This window comes from Hydrogenophaga sp. L99, from assembly GCF_058731905.1.
Genome location: NZ_CM178972.1, coordinates 3,838,101 through 3,854,778, shown reverse-complemented (window position 1 = coordinate 3,854,778; position 16,678 = coordinate 3,838,101). Strand labels below are relative to the sequence as shown.

Below are 16,678 nucleotides of genomic sequence, written 5' to 3'. Positions count from 1 at the left end.
ACTCTTGCAGTGATGCCGATCCATGTCCTCCTGCGCAGCTGTGCGGCCTGATTGGCGTGCAAGTTGACAGCAACCGTTGGCCCTGGAATCCGCTTTAGCGGCGTTAGCCATTTTTCGGAGCAAGTAGAGCGTGCCGCGAGCTGGACATCGTCCTAAACCAAGCCTAAATTTGGGAGGGTTTGTGGTTCCGGCACAAATCGCAGGCATCCCAGTTTTTGGTTATGGACCGACACAATCCGCACCTGATACAGGACAAAAGATCACGCTGCATGCTATCTTGTAGACGCAGTCTGAAGGGTGCGCGACGCACAGCTGCCGGTTGGGGGGGAAATCAGACAGGAGGCCTGCATGCGTGTGCTGATCGTTGACGATCATTCAATGTTTTGCGACGGACTCAAGCTTTTGCTCAAAACCTTGGGCGTGGCTTCGCAAGTCGCATCTTGCACACGCGCAGACCAGGCAATTTCGATGGCCAAGAATGGGCCTTGGGACTTGCTCCTGGTGGACTGGAACATGGGCGCGAACTCAACAGGTGGCGCTGAACTGATCGCCACGCTCATGGCCCTGCAACCGCAGATGCGGATTGTGGTGATTTCTGCCGAATCAAGCTCGCGGCGTGTGCACGAAGCGATTGAAGCGGGCGCTGTGGGTTTCGTGCCAAAAGAAGCATCGTCTGAATTGCTGATTGATGCGATCCGCATCACCTCGCATGGCGGCATCTACCTCCCGGCCAGCGTACTGGACGCTCCGGCCAACACGCCCGCCGAGAACAAGGTCGAAGGCGCTCTGTCGCTGCAGGGGGCCTATCCGCAACTCACACCGCGTCAAATTGAAGTACTGGTGTGGGCCGTGAAGGGACAGTCCAACAAGCTGATCGCACGCACCCTTGGCATTTCAGAGGGAACCGTCAAGCAACACCTCAATGCGGTCTACCGTGAACTCAACGTGAGCAGCCGGACCGAGGCCATTTACTCGCTGTCCCGCAAAGGCCTGAAGGTGTTCTAGTGGCCGAGGGTTTTGCTCCAGAGATCCGGGCCGATGCCGAAGAGGCCATGCTGCTGCTGCGGGTGGGTACAAGCACCCGCGTGCTGTTCGGTGTATGCGGCGCCAGTGCCTTGGTTGTGGCGCTGGCTTGGTCCCCCTTGCAGCACTGGCGTTGGTTTGCCCTGTGGTTCTGTGTGGTGCTGGCCAGCCAGGGCTTTCGCATCTGGAGCGAGGTGTCAGCCTGCCAGTCGACATCGGCGCGGCCGCTGTCACAGCGCGTCAACATCGCCAGCGCGTCGGCTCTGGGATCCGGTGTGACACAGGCCATTTCACTGGCATTTTTCCCACTGATGGATGCGTTTGAGCAGTCGCTGCACACCGTGATCCTGCTGGTGATGGCAACCGGAGCTGTGGTTTATACCGCTGGCCATCCTCGAACCTACATTCCCTACCTAGCGCCGATCATCGCTGGCCTGGTGTTGGCCTGGTGGACGCTGTCTGCTGCGGCACAGGAGCGTCCTTGGCTCGCTGTTGGCTTTGGCCTACTGATCGCGGTCTACGGTTTTAACCTGCTGGGCTATGCGCGGGACACATGGACCATCTTCCTAAATGCAGCAGCCATGCGGCATCAGGAAGCGCAGCAAAGCCATCGCCTAGCAGTGGCTGTTCGCGCAGCCGAAGCCGCCAGCCATGCCAAGACACGCTTCCTTGCGGCAGCCAGCCACGATCTGCGGCAACCCATTCACACAATTGCCCTGTTGACCGGTGTGCTCAAGCTGCGCCATCAGCAAGACACCAGCACCGAGGTGGTGACGTTGCTCGACTCGGTGGTGCAAAGCCTGTCGCAGCAGCTTGACGACCTGCTTGACATTTCAAAACTTGATGCTGGTGTGGTCAAGGTGGCAGCACAACCCTTGTCGCTGAGGCGTTTTTTGCAACGCAGGTTGGATGAGGTTCAAAACGACGCGCAGGCCAAAGGTCTCACTACCCGGCTTGAAGTACCACAGGACGCGAACGTCCACACCGACCCCAACCTGCTGGAACGCGTCCTACGCAATTTGCTGAGCAATGCAGTCAAATTCACCGAGCAAGGCGAGATCGGGCTGAACCTGAGCACAAGCGGTGATTTCGCGAAGATAACGGTGCGAGACACCGGCTGCGGCATTGCGTCAGAGCACCTGGACGAGGTGTTCCACGAGTTCGTGCAACTCAACAACCCGGAACGAGACCGCACCAAGGGTATGGGTTTGGGCCTTTCCATCGTCAGTCGGCTGTGCCGCCTGATGGGTGTACCGTTGAAACTGTACTCAAACCCAGGTCAGGGCTCAACTTTCGAGCTGTTGCTGCCGCTACTGTCGACGCCAGCCAAGGAGTGGGAACACCTTCCAGCTCAGCAGCAGCGGCTGCAACTGAACCTTACGGTGCTGGTGGTCGATGACGAAACCGGCGTTCGCAGCGCAACCGCGCTGCTGTTGACAGAGCTGGGTTGCCGCTGCCTGGAGGCCGAAGACCTGGCTGGCGCATTGCGCGGAGCGAAGCGTCAGCGCCCTGACTTTCTCATCGCCGACTACCGGCTGCGTGGCGAGGACAACGGGATCGAGGTGGTACGTGCCCTGCGCAAACTGCACCCGGGCCTGCCCGCCGCGATCGTCAGCGGTGACGTCGGGTCTGCCCAGCTTCAAGCAATTGAGCTCGCCGGTTTGCCGCTGTTACACAAGCCGATGCGGCTGGATACGCTGGTTGGGCTGCTAGGCAGCCAGGCTGCGCAGCCGATCGATGCTGCGCAAAGCGACGGACGGCTCTAGACATCTCCGAGGCAAAAGTACACCGCCTAGGCTGGACCTCCTTCATGCACCCGCGGGCGGGCGTGGGCTGCGCTGTGCGCTGACCAGGCGGCCGAGTTGGGTCGCCAGCAAACGGACGAGCTTGTCTGACGCCGCTTGCACCGCCTGAGCCGAGGTGGGCGCCAACGCGCTTGCCGCGACTGGCTGGCGCCCTTCCAGGCGTGCTTCGACCATGCAGCGCTGGTCGTTCTGGCCGCTCTTGCCTGCGTTTTCGTCGCCCAGGTGAACCTCCACGCGGGTGATGTGGTCCTTGACGTGCCGCAACGCGTTTTCGACGGTGGTGCTCACTTGTTCGGCGAGGGTCCCGTTGCCCTGGATGTTAGCGTCGGTGTTGATCTGGATTTTCATGGGAGTGTCGTGTTGTTCAATGGAATAGGCGCAGCGGTGGCGCGTTCAGTGGCGGAAGGTCGCGGCCACACCGGTTTTGGTGGGCATGCGCTGCGCGGGGATCACGCGCACCTCGCCGCCCATTTGCTCCACCAGTTCGCCAATGTCGTCGAGCAGGTCGTCCACGGCGGGGGCTGAACGTTCGGCCAGGCTCACCCGGCCGGTGCTGGAGTCCAGCCGGCCGGCCACCTGCCGTTCGTCTTCGATCAGCAACGAAGCCACTCGGCCTTCTACTGCGGCTTGGGCCACCGCGTTCAGGTCGTCACTGCCCCGCCCGCTGGCGAGAGCGGCCTGAAATGCATCGCCCCAGGCCTGCTGGCGGGCTTGATACTGGGGTTGCACGACCGCCCAGGCGCGCTGGCTCAGGGTGGCCATGTCCAGCGCCTCGGGGTTGGTTTCCAGCCCGTCGGGCAGCAGCAGGCTGTTGTGGCTGACTTGGCGAAAACGGTGGTGGTGCTCGGGCAGTGCGGCCAGCATCAGCGGCAAACCGCTCGGTCGCGAATGGTGCTCAAGCAAAGCACGGTCCAGGGCGCGAAAGTAACGCTCGGCATCGAGGTCCGATTCGTCCTTCTTGCCGCCCGAGCTGTGCACCATGGGCGAGCTGCCCCGACCGATGCCGCCGTGCGAAGAAACCGTTTGCTGCGGTTCGGTGAGCTCGTCGCCGAGCGCATCGACCGAGGTGCGCGGCACCGGTTCAGCCAGGTCGATCTCGACCAGGCCATCGCGGTTGCCCTCAAACAAACGGGCCTTGTCGCGGCTCAGGCTGAGCACCTGGTAGCGGTCCACCGACTGAAGAAAACGCCGCAGCGGTTTGGTGTGGAAACTGTCGGCAGCGAGCGCAAGCTCGGGCATGGCGCGGGGCAGTACAAACACGCGGAACACATCGGCGCAGCCCAGCACGGCCAGGCCGTCGAGGGTGTGCTGCCAGAAGTTTCATCGTCGGCGGGCGCATGAAACGACGCCACCAGCGCCTGCACATCCGCTTGCGGATGGGCCTGCCGAAGGGAAGCTTCCAGCGTTTCGATGCCTTACCGAAAACGGACCGGGTCTTGCCGGTTGTCGGGATGACTGCGGTGGGTGGCCTGGTACAGCGACAAGCAAGGCGGCTGGGCCCCTGCGGTCAGCGCCTTCAGGGAGTCGGGGGTCAGTGCATGCATGGGTGGTTTTTCCTGGGGATGCGGCGGGCCGCGAGACCTGGCAGGTCACGCAACCCATCGTTGCCCCATGCTAGAGCGGCACCCCGGTGGGGTCGGTTCGCTAGCGCACCGACTGGGCTGCAGCCCGCAGTGGATCAGGGCGCCCGTGCATTCGCGAGCTGGCGCGTCAGGTCCGCCTGCAACGCCAGCGCATCGAACCAGGCTCGGTAGCCCGCATCACTGGGATGCAGGCCATCGCTCGCGTTGAGCTCGGGCTGCAGGACGAACGGATCAGCGTCGTACTCGTGGAACAAGTCAACGTAAACCAGTCCGTGCTGCTCCGCAGCCACCCGTACGATGTGATGCATCTGGCGCGAGCGCCAAGTCATCCACCAGGAAAGCGGTGCGCGAAAAAACGGGGCATTACCGATGTTGCCCGCCGGCATGATCACCACCTGGTCGGCCCGTTCTCGGGCCAGCAACCCTATTCGGTCCAAGTCGCTGCGCAGCGCGTCCAGCCCACGCAGGCGGATGACGTCGTTGCCGCCCGCCTGCACCAGCACCATATCGAATTGGCCGGGCCCCACGAACTGACGGGTCACGTCGGCCAGGGTGGCACCGTCGCGGGCCCGGTTTTCGATGTGCAGGGTCGGGAACTCGCGGGCCAGCAGCCCGGCCACGCTGCGCCGTGCATCGCTAGCCCCGGTGCCAACCCCGGTGCTGTCGCCCACAATGAGCAATCGCATGCGCGCCCCGCGCGGAGCGTGTTGCAGTGGCTCACTCAAACGGACCAACTCGACGGATTCTCGCAAGTTTTTGACAGTACGCACCGCCACCAGCACCACGCCTGCGGCGAGCACCAGCAGCAGCAAAGACGGCAGCCAACGGCTCAGCAGGCTGGCCGTGGGCGTGCCGCCAGCGGGTGCCAGCTTGGTCGGAGCAGAGCGGACAGAGCGGTTCAACACAGGGGCTTTCATGGGATACATCGCATAGACCATGGATGTTTCCCGCGAACGCTCTGTGCGTCTGTGTGCCACCGAACACAGCTGTGTGCTTTGTGGCCTGGGTGCGACACCGAGCAGACTCCTCGGTGGACTTGGCCTGGGGTGACGGGTCACACCGGGTGACAAAGCTGCACGCCATCCACAACCCCGAAGCCCAGCATGCACGCTCAGACCGAGAAGCATCCCGGCATGCCCCAACGGGCCGATCCGACCAAGGGCGTCCCGATCGCCGCAGCACCGCGCGCAGGCCGGGCTGGTCTACGCACCGCGCACGTGCTGGTTGAACCGCCGTTCTTCACCAAACGTGCTCTCAGGCCCGTGTCCGGGTATGAACACCGTGTCGTCGCCCATGGGCCACAGGCGCTCCCGGATGCTGCTGATGAGCTGGGCGTGGTTGCCTTGCGGAAAGTCGGTGCGGCCAATGCTGCCGGCAAACAGCACGTCGCCCACAAACGCACGCTGCGCCTCGGGGCTGTGAAACACCACATGGCCAGGCGTGTGGCCTGGGCAGTGGCGCACGTTGAGCGTGCAGCGCCCGATCTGCACCGTGTCACCGTCGGCCAGCCAGCGCGTGGGCGTGAAGTGGCCCGCCGGTGGAAAGCCAAACATCTGGCTCTGCTGGGGCAGGCCATCAATCCAGAACTGGTCGCCCGGGTGCGGGCCAATGATGGGCAGACCCAGGCGCTCAGCCAGCTCGGCGGTGCCGCCCGCATGGTCAATGTGCGCGTGGGTGAGCCAGATGGCCTTGAGGTGGACGCCCAGCCGCTTCACTTCGGCCAGCAGCCGGTCCAGGTCACCACCGGGATCGATCACGGCGGCATCCAGCGTGTCACCGCACCAGACGATGGAGCAGTTTTGGGCGAACGCGGTGACGGGGACGGTGAGGTAGTGCAGCATGTTGGGTCTCAGATCGAAAAATCGTATTCGATGGTGATAGGCGCGTGGTCCGAGAACTTCTCGGTTTTGTAGATGGCCTCGGTGCGCGCGTGCGCCGCCAGCGCGGGCGTGGCCAGGTGGTAGTCGAGGCGCCAGCCCACGTTGTTGGCGTAGGCCTGGCCGCGGTTGCTCCACCATGTGTAGCAGGCGTCGGTGGTGTCGGGCTGCAGCTGGCGGTACACATCAACCAGGCCGCCGTCGCTGAGCAGTTGGGTCATCCAGGCGCGCTCCTCGGGCAGGAAGCCGCTGTTTTTCTGGTTGCTGCGCCAGTTCTTCAGGTCCGCTTGCTGGTGGGCAATGTTGATGTCACCGCACAGGACAAACTCGCGCTCGCCTTTGAGCGCCATCAGGTGCGGGTACATCAGGGCAAGAAAGCGGTATTTGGCTTCCTGGCGCTCTGGGCCCGACGAGCCGCTGGGAAAGTACACGCTGATCAGGGAGAGCTTGCGCGCGGGCGTGTCAAAACGCAGTTCCACATAACGGCCTTCGGCGTCAAATTCACCGCCGTCAAAGCCCACCACCACGTCGCTCGGTTCGTGGCGGGTGTAAACGCCCACGCCGGAATAGCCTTTTTTCTCGGCGCAGTGAAAGTAGCCATTCAAGCCCGCCAGCGCTTCAAAACGGCCGCTCAGGTCGGAGGCCTGCGCCTTGATTTCCTGTACACAAATACAATCGGGCTGGTGCCCGGCGAGCCACGCCTCCAGTCCTTTGGTGCTGGCAGAGCGGATGCCGTTGAGGTTGAGGCTGGTCAGTTTGAACAAGGAATTCCCCATGGTGTTGGATGTGGGCACGGCGGCTGCCGGTGCTGAAGGTGGCGGCGGCGCGTTGGCGCAGGACTTTGTGCAGTTCTGCGTGGACTCGGGCGTGTTGCGCTTTGGCGAGTTCAAGACCAAGGCTGGGCGTCTGTCGCCGTATTTTTTCAATGCGGGCCTGTTTGACGACGGTGCCAAGCTGGGTCGGCTCGCGCAATTTTATGCAAAAGCCCTGGTCGACAGCGGCATTGAGTTCGACATGATCTTTGGCCCCGCCTACAAGGGCATCCCACTCGGCGCGGCGGTGTCCATCGAGCTAGCGCGCATGGGCCGCAATGTACCGTTTGCCTACAACCGCAAGGAAGCCAAAGACCACGGCGAGGGCGGCACGCTGGTGGGCGCACCGCTCAGGGGTCGGGTATTGATCGTGGACGATGTGATGAGCGCTGGCACGGCCGCGCGCGAATCCATCGCCTTGATACAAGCCGCTGGCGCCACGCCACACGCGGTGGCCATTGCCCTGGACCGCCAGGAAAAAGCCACCAAAATCGGGCCGGACGGCCAGGTGCGTGACGTGGACCACAGTGCGGTGCAATACGTTCAGCACCAGCTGGGTCTGCAGGTCTGCGCCATTGCGAGGCTGGCCGATTTGCTGCAATATCTGACGGATCACACCGGTGGCGAGCTTGGCGCTCACTTTGAGCGTGTGCTGGCCTACCGCCAGCGCTACGGTGTGGCCTGAGGAAACCCTGTGCACCGAATCCGCCTGTCTTTGTCGCGCACCCACCGGGGTGCGGTTTGTGTTGCGCTGCTGGCGCTGGGCTGGGCGGCGGGCGCGTCGGCCCAATCCAACACACAAGGCATCTACACCTGCATTGACAGCAAGGGCCGCCGCATCACCTCGGACCGCCCCATTCCCGAATGCCTGGACCGTGAACAGCGCCAGCTGGGCAGCACCGGCGTGGTGCGCCGCGTGCTGCCGCCCAGCTACACGGCCGACGAACGCGCCCGGCTGGACGCGCAGCGCAAGGAAGAGGAAGAGCAGCGTGCCCGGCTCGCCGAAGAAAAACGCCGTGACCGTGCACTGCTGATCCGCTACCCCACGCAGGCCTCGCACGACAAGGAGCGGGCCGACGCACTGAGCCAGGTGGACGAGGTGATTGGTGCGGTGAACAAGCGCGAACGGGCGCTGGAACAGCAGCGCAAAGACATCGACACCGAAATGGAGTTTTACCAGCGGGACCCCGCCAAAGCCCCGACCTGGTTGCGCCGCAAGTACGAAGACAACCAGCAGCAGGTGCTGGTGCAAAAGCGTTTTCTGGACGAACAGGCGCAGGAGAAAAAACGCATCAATGCGCGCTTTGACGAAGAGCTGGCCAAGCTGCGCCAGCTCTGGAACGGACGGTGAGCTCACCCCTGCGCCGCTGACGCGGCTTCCCCCTGAGAGGGGACAACATCTGTGGCCCGGCAAGCCGGTTGCACGATGTTTCCGGGCTCGGACACGCGCTCCGGGTACACCGGAGCCCGGTTCCTTTGGTCTCTACTGCAGTTTCTGTTTCAGCACGTCGTTGACCTGCTGCGGGTTGGCCTTGCCTCTGCTGGCTTTCATGACGAGGCCCACCAGCGCGTTGAAGGCCTTGTCTTTGCCAGCGCGGAACTGCTCGACCATGGGCGCATTGGCGACCATCACCTCGTCGATGATTTTTTCCAGCGCGCCGGTGTCGTTCATCTGTTTGAGGCCTTTGGCTTCAATGACGGCGTCCACGTCGCTGGCCTCGCCGGTCCACAGCGATTCAAACACCTGCTTGGCCGCGTTGTTGGACACGGTACCGTCCGCAATGCGGCCAATAAGCGCAGCCAACTGCTCGGCGCTCACCGGCACGTCGGCCATGTCACGCTCTTCGGCGTTCAACCGGCGAGACACCTCGCCCATGATCCAGTTGCTGACCAGCTTCGCCTGGCCGCAGACCTTGGCAGCGGTCTCAAAATAAGCCGCCATGGCCGGGCTCTGCGTGAGCGTGGTGGCGTCGTATTCGGGCAGGCCGTAGGTCTGCACCAGGCGCTCGGCCATCTGGCGCGGCAGCTCGGGCATCTCGCCTTTCACGCGCTCCACCCAGTCGCGCCCAATCACCAGCGGTGGCAGGTCGGGGTCGGGGAAGTAGCGGTAGTCCGCCGCGTCTTCCTTGGTGCGCATGGCGCGGGTTTCGCCGGTGTCGGGGTCGAACAGCACCGTGGCCTGCTGGATGGCATGGCCGTCCTCGATCTGGTCGATCTGCCAGCGCACCTCGTAGTCGATCGCCTGCTGCATGAACTTGAAGCTGTTCAGGTTCTTGATCTCGCGGCGCGTGCCCAGCTCGCCACCGGGCTTGCGCACCGAGACGTTGGCGTCGCAACGGAAGCTGCCTTCTTGCATGTTGCCGTCGCAAATGCCGATCCAGGTCACGATCTTGTGCAGCTCTTTCGCATAGGCCACGGCCTCGGCGCTGCTGCGCATGTCGGGTTCGGTCACGATCTCCAGCAGCGGCGTACCGGCCCGGTTCAGGTCGATGCCACTTTGTCCAATGAAGTCTTCGTGCAGGCTTTTGCCCGCGTCTTCTTCCAGGTGCGCGCGCACAAGGCGCACCGTCTTCTTCTCGTCACCGAGGAAGAACGACACCTCGCCACCCTGCACCACCGGGATCTCGAACTGGCTGATCTGGTAGCCCTTGGGCAGGTCGGGGTAGAAGTAATTTTTGCGGGCAAACACGCTCTGCTCGGCAATGTGCGAACCGAGCGCCAGACCGAGGCGAATGGCTTTTTCCACCGCGCCGCGGTTCATCACCGGCAGCGTGCCGGGCAGGGCCAGGTCCACCGCGCAGGCTTGCGTGTTGGGCTCGGCGCCAAAAGCGATGGGCGCTCGGCTAAAAATTTTGCTTTGCGTGGAAAGTTGGGCGTGGGTTTCGAAGCCGATGACGACTTCGTAACCCTGCACCAGGAGGGATTTGCTGGAACTCATGGTCAGTAGCCTTGCGGTGCGCGGGTATGCCAGTCGGTGGCTTGCTGGAAGGCGTGGGCGGTGTGCAGCAGCTCGCCTTCCTTGAAATAGTTGCCCACCAGTTGCAACCCCACCGGCATGTTGGCAGCGCCAAAACCGGCCGGTACGCTCATGCCGGGCAAGCCGGCCAGGCTGGTGGACAGGGTGTAAATGTCGGCCAGGTAGTTGGCCATGGGGTCGGCACTTTTCTCGCCAATTTTCCACGCCACCGTAGGCGCCACCGGCCCGGCGATCACGTCGCACTGGGTGAAGGCGTGCTGAAAGTCTTGTGCAATCAGTCGGCGGATTTTTTGGGCCTGCAGGTAGTACGCGTCGTAATAACCATGGCTCAGCACATAGGTGCCGATCATGATGCGGCGCTGCACCTCGGGGCCAAAGCCTTCGCTGCGCGACTTCTTGTACATGTCGATCAGGTCGTCGTACTGCGCGGCGCGGTGGCCGAACTTCACGCCGTCAAAACGGCTGAGGTTGCTCGACGCCTCGGCCGGCGCAATCACGTAGTACACCGGAATGGACAGCTCGGTGCGTGGCAGCGAAATGTCCACCAGCGTGGCGCCCAGTTTTTCGTATTCGGCCAGTGCTGCGCGCACGGCAGCCAGCACGTCGGGTGCGCAACCGGCGCCGAAGAACTCGGTGGGCAAACCAATGCGCAGGCCTTTGAGCGGCTGCGCGGCGGTGGCGCCTTCGCGCACACGGGTGAGCGCCGCGCTGTAATCTTCGGCCGGGTGGTCCAGGCTGGTGGAATCGCGGTCGATGTCAGGGCCGGCCATGGCGCTGAGCAGCACGGCGCAGTCGGCAGCGCTGCGGGCCATGGGGCCGGCCTGGTCGAGGCTGGACGCAAACGCCACCATGCCGTAGCGCGAGCAGCGGCCGTAGGTGGGCTTGATGCCGGTGATGCCGCAAAACGCGGCGGGCTGGCGGATGGAGCCGCCGGTGTCGGTACCGGTGGCAGCGGGCACCAGGCGCGCGGCCACCGCAGCGGCCGAGCCGCCCGACGATCCGCCGGGCACGCGGGAGGTGTCCCAGGGGTTGTGGGCTGGGCCAAAAGCGGAGTTGTCGTTGCCCGAGCCCATGGCAAATTCGTCGCAATTGAGCTTGCCCAGCGTCACGGCACCCGCAGCGGCCAGCTGGGCCACCACGGTCGCGTCAAACGGACTTTGGTAGCCGGCCAGCATGTTGGAGCCCGCGGTGGTGGGAAAGTCGCGGGTGACGAAGATGTCTTTGTGCGCCAGTGGCACGCCCAGCAGCGGCGTGCGCTCGCCTGCAGCCAGGCGAGCATCTGCGGTCTTGGCCTGGGCCAGGGTGGCGTCTTCGTTGAAAGCGAGGTAGGCGCCCAGGCCGGCATGCTGCTTGGCACGCGCCAGCAGGTGCTGCGCGGCTTCCACGCTGGAGGTCTTTTTGTCGGCAATGGCGGCGGCCAGTTCGGCCACGCCCATCTGGTGCAATTCGGTGGCGCTCATTCGATGACTTTCGGCACAAGAAACAAGCCGCGCTCCACGGCGGGCGCGCTTTTTTGGTTGGCTTCGCGGTTGTTGGGCTCGCTGGCCACGTCGGGGCGCAGGCGCAGGCTCACATGGTCGATCACAGCCGTGGGGTGGGCCAGGGGCTCCACGCCGGAGGTGTCGACGGCGTTCATCTGCTCAACCGTTTCAAAGAAACCGTTGAGCTGGGTCAGCATGCGTTCGCTCTGGACTGCAGACAGCTCCAGCCGGGCGAGATTGGCGATGCGCCCGATGTCGGACAGGGTCAGGGACATGACAGGACTCGGTTGCGGTGTAATACAAAAGAAACAACCCAGGGCGTGAAAAACGCCCCTGCAACGGGTTGTAAAGAGAAGAATTTGCCCCGCAATGCGCGCAGTTATGCACAGGGGATACGGTATTATCCAAGGTTTAGCGGCAATACCCGTCTTGCGACGCTTTTTGCCCTCGAATCAAACACTTAGCCTCACCTTTCGGCCCACAAGCCAAACCCACACCCGGCGATGAGCACGCGAAGCCGTGCCCATGCCCCACAGGACTTTTGCACCATGTTTGAAGCGTTTCGTCGGCAGTTTTCGACCGACCTGGCCATTGACCTTGGCACCGCCAACACCCTGATCTACGTTCGCGGCAAAGGCATCGTCCTGGACGAGCCCTCGGTGGTGTCCATCCGCCACGAAGGCGGCCCGCAGGGCAAAAAAACCATTCAGGCCGTGGGCAAAGAAGCCAAGGCCATGCTGGGCAAGGTGCCCGGCAACATCGAAGCCATCCGCCCCATGAAAGACGGCGTGATCGCCGACTTCACCGTGACAGAGCAGATGCTCAAGCAGTTCATCAAGATGGTGCACCCGCGCTCGATGTTCAAGCCGAGCCCGCGCATCATCATTTGCGTGCCCTGCGGTTCCACCCAGGTTGAGCGCCGCGCCATCCGCGAGTCGGCTCTGGGCGCCGGTGCTTCCGAGGTGTACCTGATCGAAGAACCCATGGCCGCAGCCATCGGCGCTGGTTTGCCGGTGTCGGACGCTTCGGGCTCCATGGTGGTGGACATTGGTGGCGGCACGACCGAAGTCGGCGTGATCTCGCTGGGCGGCATGGTCTACAAGGGCAGCGTGCGCGTGGGCGGTGACCGCTTTGACGACGCCATCATTGCTTACATCCGCCGCAACTACGGCATGCTGATTGGCGAGCCCACGGCAGAAGCCATCAAGAAGCACATTGGCTCGGCCTTTCCGGGCAGCGAAGTCAAGGAAATGGAAGTCAAGGGCCGCAACCTGTCTGAGGGCGTGCCGCGCAGCTTCACCATTTCCAGCAACGAAATCCTCGAAGCCCTGACCGACCCGCTGAACAACATCGTGTCGGCCGTGAAAATGGCGCTGGAGCACACGCCACCTGAGCTGGGTGCCGACATTGCCGAGCGCGGCATGATGCTGACCGGTGGCGGCGCGCTGCTGCGCGACCTGGACCGCCTGCTGGCCGAAGAAACCGGCCTGCCGGTGCTGGTGGCCGAAGAGCCGCTGACCTGTGTGGTGCGTGGCTGTGGCATGGCGCTGGAGCGCATGGAGCGCCTGGGCACCATTTTCACCAGCGAATAAGCCCGCGCCGTCCGCCGGCACAGATCCAGCCCCCACCGACCCTCCATGCCACTGGGCACCCTGGACCGCACCCCGCCACCGTTTTTCAAACAGGGGCCATCCGCGCTGTCCAAACTGGTGGTGTTCAGCGCGCTCGCGCTGTTTCTGATGGTGGCCGACGTGCGTTTCAAACTCACCGTGCCCGTGCGCTCGGCCATGGCCACGGTGCTCTACCCGGTGCAATGGCTGGTGCTGCAACCGGTGCAGGCGGTGGGCCAGGCCGGAAGCTACTTCACCTCATTGCATCAGGCGCAGCGCAGCGAGGGCGAAGCACTGCAACGCCTGGCCACCCAGGCTGGGCAGTCGCTGCAGCTGGAACAGCTCAACCTGGAAAACCAGCGCCTGCGCGAACTGCTGGCCATGCGAGCGCGCATCACCACACCAGCCACCGGCGCACAGGTGCTGTACGACGCGGCCGATCCGTTTTCGCGCAAGGTGGTGATCGACCGCGGACAAACCCACGGCATCGAGCCAGGCTCCCCGGTGATCGATGAAAGCGGCGTGCTTGGCCAGGTTACCCGGGTGTACCCCCTGGTGTCTGAAGTGACTTTGCTGGTGGACCGAGACCAGGCCATTCCTGTGCTCAACACCCGCACCGGTGTGCGCAATGTGGCCTATGGCCAGCCCTCGACCCACGGCGACGGGCTGGAGCTGCGCTACACACTGGCCAATGCCGACATCGTTGAAGGCGACTTGCTGACCACCAGCGGCGTCGACGGGGTGTACCCGCCGGGCTTGCCGGTAGCGCGGGTCACATTGGTTGAGCGGCGTGCCGAATCGTCCTTCACCCGCATTGGCTGCGAGCCGTTGGCTCGGGTACAAGGTGCATTGCATGTGCTGGTGCTGGCACCCGTGGGCCCGAGCCTGCCGCCTTCGCGCCCGCCAGCGAGCGGACCCATGTCGCAGCGCAATGCGCCGGGTACCGCTGCAACCGCCCCCCGGAGCGCGCCATGATCATGCGACCCGGCCAGCAGTTGCTGCTGCCCGCCAACCCGTTCTTCATCTGTTTCACCCTGATCGGCGCGTTGCTGGTCAACATGACGCTGAACATGGGTCTGTGGGGGCGTGCGGCCTGGGTGCCCGACCTGCTCGCCGTGGTGCTGGTGTTCTGGAGCGTGCACCAGCCGCTGCGCATTGGCGTGGGCGTGGCTTTTGCCTTTGGCCTGGCCATGGACGTGCAGCAGGGCGCACTGCTGGGCCAGCACGCGCTGGCCTATACCGTGCTGGGCTACTTTGCCGTGTTCATGCACCGGCGCCTGCTCTGGTTTGCGGTGCCCACGCAGGCGGTGCAGCTATTTCCGCTGTTCCTGGGGGTGCATCTGCTCGAATTGCTGGTGCGCATGGCCTCGGGTGGTACGTTCCCAGGCGCGTTGTTCTTTCTGGCGCCATTCATTGAAGCCTTGCTCTGGCCGGTGGCCAGCGTGCTGCTGCTGGCGCCCCAGCGCCGTGCGCCCAACCCCGACGACAACAGACCTTTGTGAGCATGACCGAGCTGCGTAACGTCGAAGCCGATCTGGCGCAGTTCCGCACCCGGGTGGTGGTCGCGGGGCTGGCCGTGTTGCTGGCGTTTGGCCTGATCGCAGCGCGCATGGTGTACCTGCAGGTGATGCGGCACGACGACCTGCTGGCCCAAGCCGAGAGCAACCGCACGGCGGTGTTGCCGGTGGTGCCCAACCGGGGCCAGATTCTGGATCGCCATGGCCGTGTGCTGGCCACCAACTATTCTGCCTACACCCTGGAGATCACGCCCTCCAAGGTGTCCGACCTGGACGCCACCATCGAAGCCTTGGGCGACATCGTCGACGTGCAGCCGCGCGACAAGCGCCGCTTTCGCAAACTGCTGGAAGAATCGCACCGTTTCGACTCGCTGCCGCTGCGTACCCGCCTGAGCGACGAAGAGGTGGCGCGCTTCACGGCGCAGCGCTACCGTTTTCCGGGTGTGGATGTGCGGGCACGGTTGATCCGCCAGTACCCGCATGGCGAAGTGGCCAGCCACGTCATCGGCTACATCGGCCGCATCAACCAGCGGGAAAAAACCAGCATCGAAGAGTGGCCCGAAGAAGAGCAGGCCAACTACCGGGGCACCGAATACATCGGCAAGCTTGGCGCCGAGCAAAGCTACGAACGCGAGCTGCACGGCATCACGGGTTTTGAGCGGGTGGAAACGTCGGCGGGCGGGCGCGCGGTGCGCTCGCTGGCCAACACGCCGGCCACCCCGGGCAACACGGTGGTGCTGGCCATCGACATTCAGCTGCAGAAGCTGGTGGAAGACATGTTTGGCGAGCGCCGCGGCGCGCTGGTGGCCATTGACCCGCGCAACGGCGAGGTGCTGGCCTTTGTCAGCAAACCCACCTTTGACCCGAACCTGTTCGTCGAAGGCATCGACGTGGAAAACTGGCGCGCGCTCAACGAGTCGCTGGACAAACCGCTGTTGAACCGGGCACTGCGCGGCACCTACCCGCCGGGCTCGACCTACAAACCGTTCATGTCCCTGGCGGCGCTGGAAACCGGTACCCGCAGCGCGGGCACCACAATCAACGACCCCGGCTTCTGGATGTTTGGCAACCACCGCTTTCGCAGCCACGGCGACGGCGGATTGGGTGCCGTGGACATGCACCGCAGCATCGTCAAGTCGAGCAACACCTACTACTACTCGCTGGCCAGCGAAATGGGCGTGGACATGATGCACGACTTCATGAAGCCGCTGGGTTTTGGGCAGATCACTGGCATTGACCTGCGCGGTGAGGTGCGCGGCGTGTTGCCCAGCCAGGAATGGAAGCGCAACAACTACAAACGGCCCGAGCAAAAGCGCTGGTACGCCGGTGAAACCATTTCGCTGGGCATTGGCCAGGGCTACAACAACTTCACCATGCTGCAAGTGGCCCACGCCATGGCCACACTGGCCAACGGTGGCGTGAAATACACACCGCACCTCACCCTGGCCACCGAGGACGTGGTGACGCGCGAGCGCAGCCTACCCAAGGTGCCTGTGGCCACGAACCTGGGCTACAAGCCCGAGCACGTGCAAACGGTGTTGCGTGCCATGCAAGGCGTGACCACCGAAGGCACCTCGGCCCGCGTCTTTGCTGGCGCGGGCTACGAAAGCGGTGGCAAAACCGGCACCGCCCAGGCGGTGACCATCGGCCAGAAAGACCGTTACGACGCCAGCAAGCTCGAAGAACACCAGCGCGACCACTCGCTCTACGTGGCGTTCGCGCCCATGGAACAGCCCCGCGTGGCCTTGGCGGTGGTGGTGGAAAACGCGGGCTTTGGTTCGGCACACGCAGCCCCCATTGCACGCCGGGTGTTTGACTACCTGCTGATGGATCAGTACCCCAACGCCCAGGACCTGGCCGCGGTACAAAAAGGCCTGGCCTCCAGCCCCATCGGCACGCCGCTCAAAGCCAGTGAGATGCCTTGGCCGCCGACCGAAAAAGCGGCTGAAGCCAGCCCCCGCACGGCGCCCTGAGGGGACAAGAACCCGCGGGG

17 protein-coding genes are annotated in these 16,678 nt (G+C 63.9%); 8 read left to right on the top strand and 9 right to left on the bottom strand.

The genetic code is table 11. The features are described from left to right. Positions 1–297 precede the first annotated feature (297 nt). Together AC4QBL_RS18410 and AC4QBL_RS18405 are read left to right on the top strand one after the other, a co-directional pair. On the top strand, positions 298–1,005 hold the full coding sequence (locus AC4QBL_RS18410) for a response regulator (protein ID WP_472907480.1): 708 nt from the start codon (positions 298–300) through the stop codon (positions 1,003–1,005). After that, positions 1,005–2,789 carry a hybrid sensor histidine kinase/response regulator gene (locus AC4QBL_RS18405; protein ID WP_472907481.1) on the top strand — a complete coding sequence of 595 codons (1,785 nt, stop codon included), beginning with the start codon at positions 1,005–1,007 and terminating at the stop codon, positions 2,787–2,789. The genes AC4QBL_RS18410 and AC4QBL_RS18405 overlap by 1 nt, the downstream gene beginning before the upstream one ends. A gap of 42 nt (positions 2,790–2,831) precedes the next feature. Here AC4QBL_RS18405 and AC4QBL_RS18400 read toward each other — a convergent pair whose 3' ends face one another. The 6 genes from AC4QBL_RS18400 to AC4QBL_RS18375 all read right to left on the bottom strand — a co-directional run bounded on the left by AC4QBL_RS18400 (position 2,832) and on the right by AC4QBL_RS18375 (position 7,052). Further along, positions 2,832–3,176 carry an HPF/RaiA family ribosome-associated protein gene (locus AC4QBL_RS18400; RefSeq protein WP_472907482.1) on the bottom strand — a complete coding sequence of 115 codons (345 nt, stop codon included), beginning with the start codon at positions 3,174–3,176 and terminating at the stop codon, positions 2,832–2,834. Positions 3,177–3,221: 45 nt separating this feature from the next. Further along, positions 3,222–4,088 (bottom strand): baeRF3 domain-containing protein, encoded by an 867-nt coding sequence (locus AC4QBL_RS18395; protein WP_472907483.1) that lies wholly within the window; start codon positions 4,086–4,088, stop codon positions 3,222–3,224. A gap of 155 nt (positions 4,089–4,243) precedes the next feature. Then, positions 4,244–4,372: a hypothetical protein gene (locus AC4QBL_RS18390; RefSeq protein ID WP_472907484.1), complete on the bottom strand. Its 129-nt coding sequence runs from the start codon at positions 4,370–4,372 to the stop codon at positions 4,244–4,246. A gap of 134 nt (positions 4,373–4,506) precedes the next feature. After that, the gene (locus tag AC4QBL_RS18385) at positions 4,507–5,313 is read right to left on the bottom strand and encodes an SGNH/GDSL hydrolase family protein (RefSeq protein WP_472907485.1); all 807 of its coding nucleotides are present in this window, start codon (positions 5,311–5,313) and stop codon (positions 4,507–4,509) included. 300 nt (positions 5,314–5,613) lie between these two features. Then, entirely contained in the window at positions 5,614–6,252 is a 639-nt protein-coding gene (locus AC4QBL_RS18380; protein ID WP_472907486.1) for an MBL fold metallo-hydrolase, read from the bottom strand. 8 nt (positions 6,253–6,260) lie between these two features. Further along, on the bottom strand, positions 6,261–7,052 hold the full coding sequence (locus AC4QBL_RS18375; RefSeq protein WP_472900458.1) for an exodeoxyribonuclease III: 792 nt from the start codon (positions 7,050–7,052) through the stop codon (positions 6,261–6,263). Positions 7,053–7,062: 10 nt separating this feature from the next. On the opposite strand from AC4QBL_RS18375, the gene pyrE reads away from it, so the two are divergent. Together pyrE and AC4QBL_RS18365 are read left to right on the top strand one after the other, a co-directional pair. After that, positions 7,063–7,785: an orotate phosphoribosyltransferase gene (gene pyrE, locus AC4QBL_RS18370; RefSeq protein WP_472907487.1), complete on the top strand. Its 723-nt coding sequence runs from the start codon at positions 7,063–7,065 to the stop codon at positions 7,783–7,785. A 9-nt stretch (positions 7,786–7,794) separates the two neighbouring features. Further along, entirely contained in the window at positions 7,795–8,451 is a 657-nt protein-coding gene (locus tag AC4QBL_RS18365) for a DUF4124 domain-containing protein (protein ID WP_472900459.1), read from the top strand. A 132-nt stretch (positions 8,452–8,583) separates the two neighbouring features. Here AC4QBL_RS18365 and gatB read toward each other — a convergent pair whose 3' ends face one another. The 3 genes from gatB to gatC are packed head-to-tail and all read right to left on the bottom strand — an operon-like array spanning position 8,584 to position 11,833. Beyond that, entirely contained in the window at positions 8,584–10,038 is a 1,455-nt protein-coding gene (gene gatB, locus AC4QBL_RS18360) for an Asp-tRNA(Asn)/Glu-tRNA(Gln) amidotransferase subunit GatB (RefSeq protein WP_472900460.1), read from the bottom strand. Between the two features lie 2 nt (positions 10,039–10,040). Continuing rightward, entirely contained in the window at positions 10,041–11,537 is a 1,497-nt protein-coding gene (gatA, locus tag AC4QBL_RS18355; protein ID WP_472907488.1) for an Asp-tRNA(Asn)/Glu-tRNA(Gln) amidotransferase subunit GatA, read from the bottom strand. Further along, a complete protein-coding gene (gene gatC / locus AC4QBL_RS18350; protein WP_472907489.1) occupies positions 11,534–11,833 on the bottom strand; it encodes an Asp-tRNA(Asn)/Glu-tRNA(Gln) amidotransferase subunit GatC in 300 nt (99 codons plus the stop codon). Before gatC ends, gatA begins: the two co-directional genes overlap by 4 nt. Before the next feature lie 273 nt (positions 11,834–12,106). Between gatC and AC4QBL_RS18345 the strand changes: the two genes are divergently transcribed. Genes AC4QBL_RS18345 through mrdA form a run of 4 tightly spaced genes read left to right on the top strand, consistent with a single transcriptional unit; the run spans position 12,107 to position 16,658 of the window. Continuing rightward, complete coding sequence (locus tag AC4QBL_RS18345) at positions 12,107–13,150, top strand: rod shape-determining protein (protein WP_439112553.1); 1,044 nt, start codon at positions 12,107–12,109, stop codon at positions 13,148–13,150. A 45-nt stretch (positions 13,151–13,195) separates the two neighbouring features. Further along, positions 13,196–14,143: a rod shape-determining protein MreC gene (gene mreC, locus AC4QBL_RS18340; RefSeq protein WP_472900462.1), complete on the top strand. Its 948-nt coding sequence runs from the start codon at positions 13,196–13,198 to the stop codon at positions 14,141–14,143. Continuing rightward, positions 14,140–14,670, top strand: a complete 531-nt coding sequence (gene mreD, locus AC4QBL_RS18335; protein ID WP_472907490.1) for a rod shape-determining protein MreD — start codon at positions 14,140–14,142, stop codon at positions 14,668–14,670. Before mreC ends, mreD begins: the two co-directional genes overlap by 4 nt. Positions 14,671–14,672: 2 nt before the next feature. Next, complete coding sequence (gene mrdA, locus AC4QBL_RS18330; RefSeq protein WP_472907491.1) at positions 14,673–16,658, top strand: penicillin-binding protein 2; 1,986 nt, start codon at positions 14,673–14,675, stop codon at positions 16,656–16,658. The last annotated feature ends 20 nt before the right edge of the window (positions 16,659–16,678 follow it).

Bases quoted from the DNA above. Each gene is read 5' to 3' on its own strand.
- AC4QBL_RS18390 (WP_472907484.1), bottom strand. From the start codon at position 4,372: ATGCATGCACTGACCCCCGACTCCCTGAAGGCGCTGACCGCAGGGGCC.
- AC4QBL_RS18345 (WP_439112553.1), top strand. From the start codon at position 12,107: ATGTTTGAAGCGTTTCGTCGGCAGTTTTCGACCGACCTGGCCATTGAC.
- pyrE (WP_472907487.1), top strand. From the start codon at position 7,063: ATGGTGTTGGATGTGGGCACGGCGGCTGCCGGTGCTGAAGGTGGCGGC.
- AC4QBL_RS18380 (WP_472907486.1), bottom strand. From the start codon at position 6,252: ATGCTGCACTACCTCACCGTCCCCGTCACCGCGTTCGCCCAAAACTGC.
- AC4QBL_RS18400 (WP_472907482.1), bottom strand. From the start codon at position 3,176: ATGAAAATCCAGATCAACACCGACGCTAACATCCAGGGCAACGGGACC.
- mreD (WP_472907490.1), top strand. From the start codon at position 14,140: ATGATCATGCGACCCGGCCAGCAGTTGCTGCTGCCCGCCAACCCGTTC.
- gatB (WP_472900460.1), bottom strand. From the start codon at position 10,038: ATGAGTTCCAGCAAATCCCTCCTGGTGCAGGGTTACGAAGTCGTCATC.
- mreC (WP_472900462.1), top strand. From the start codon at position 13,196: ATGCCACTGGGCACCCTGGACCGCACCCCGCCACCGTTTTTCAAACAG.
- mrdA (WP_472907491.1), top strand. From the start codon at position 14,673: ATGACCGAGCTGCGTAACGTCGAAGCCGATCTGGCGCAGTTCCGCACC.
- gatA (WP_472907488.1), bottom strand. From the start codon at position 11,537: ATGAGCGCCACCGAATTGCACCAGATGGGCGTGGCCGAACTGGCCGCC.
- gatC (WP_472907489.1), bottom strand. From the start codon at position 11,833: ATGTCCCTGACCCTGTCCGACATCGGGCGCATCGCCAATCTCGCCCGG.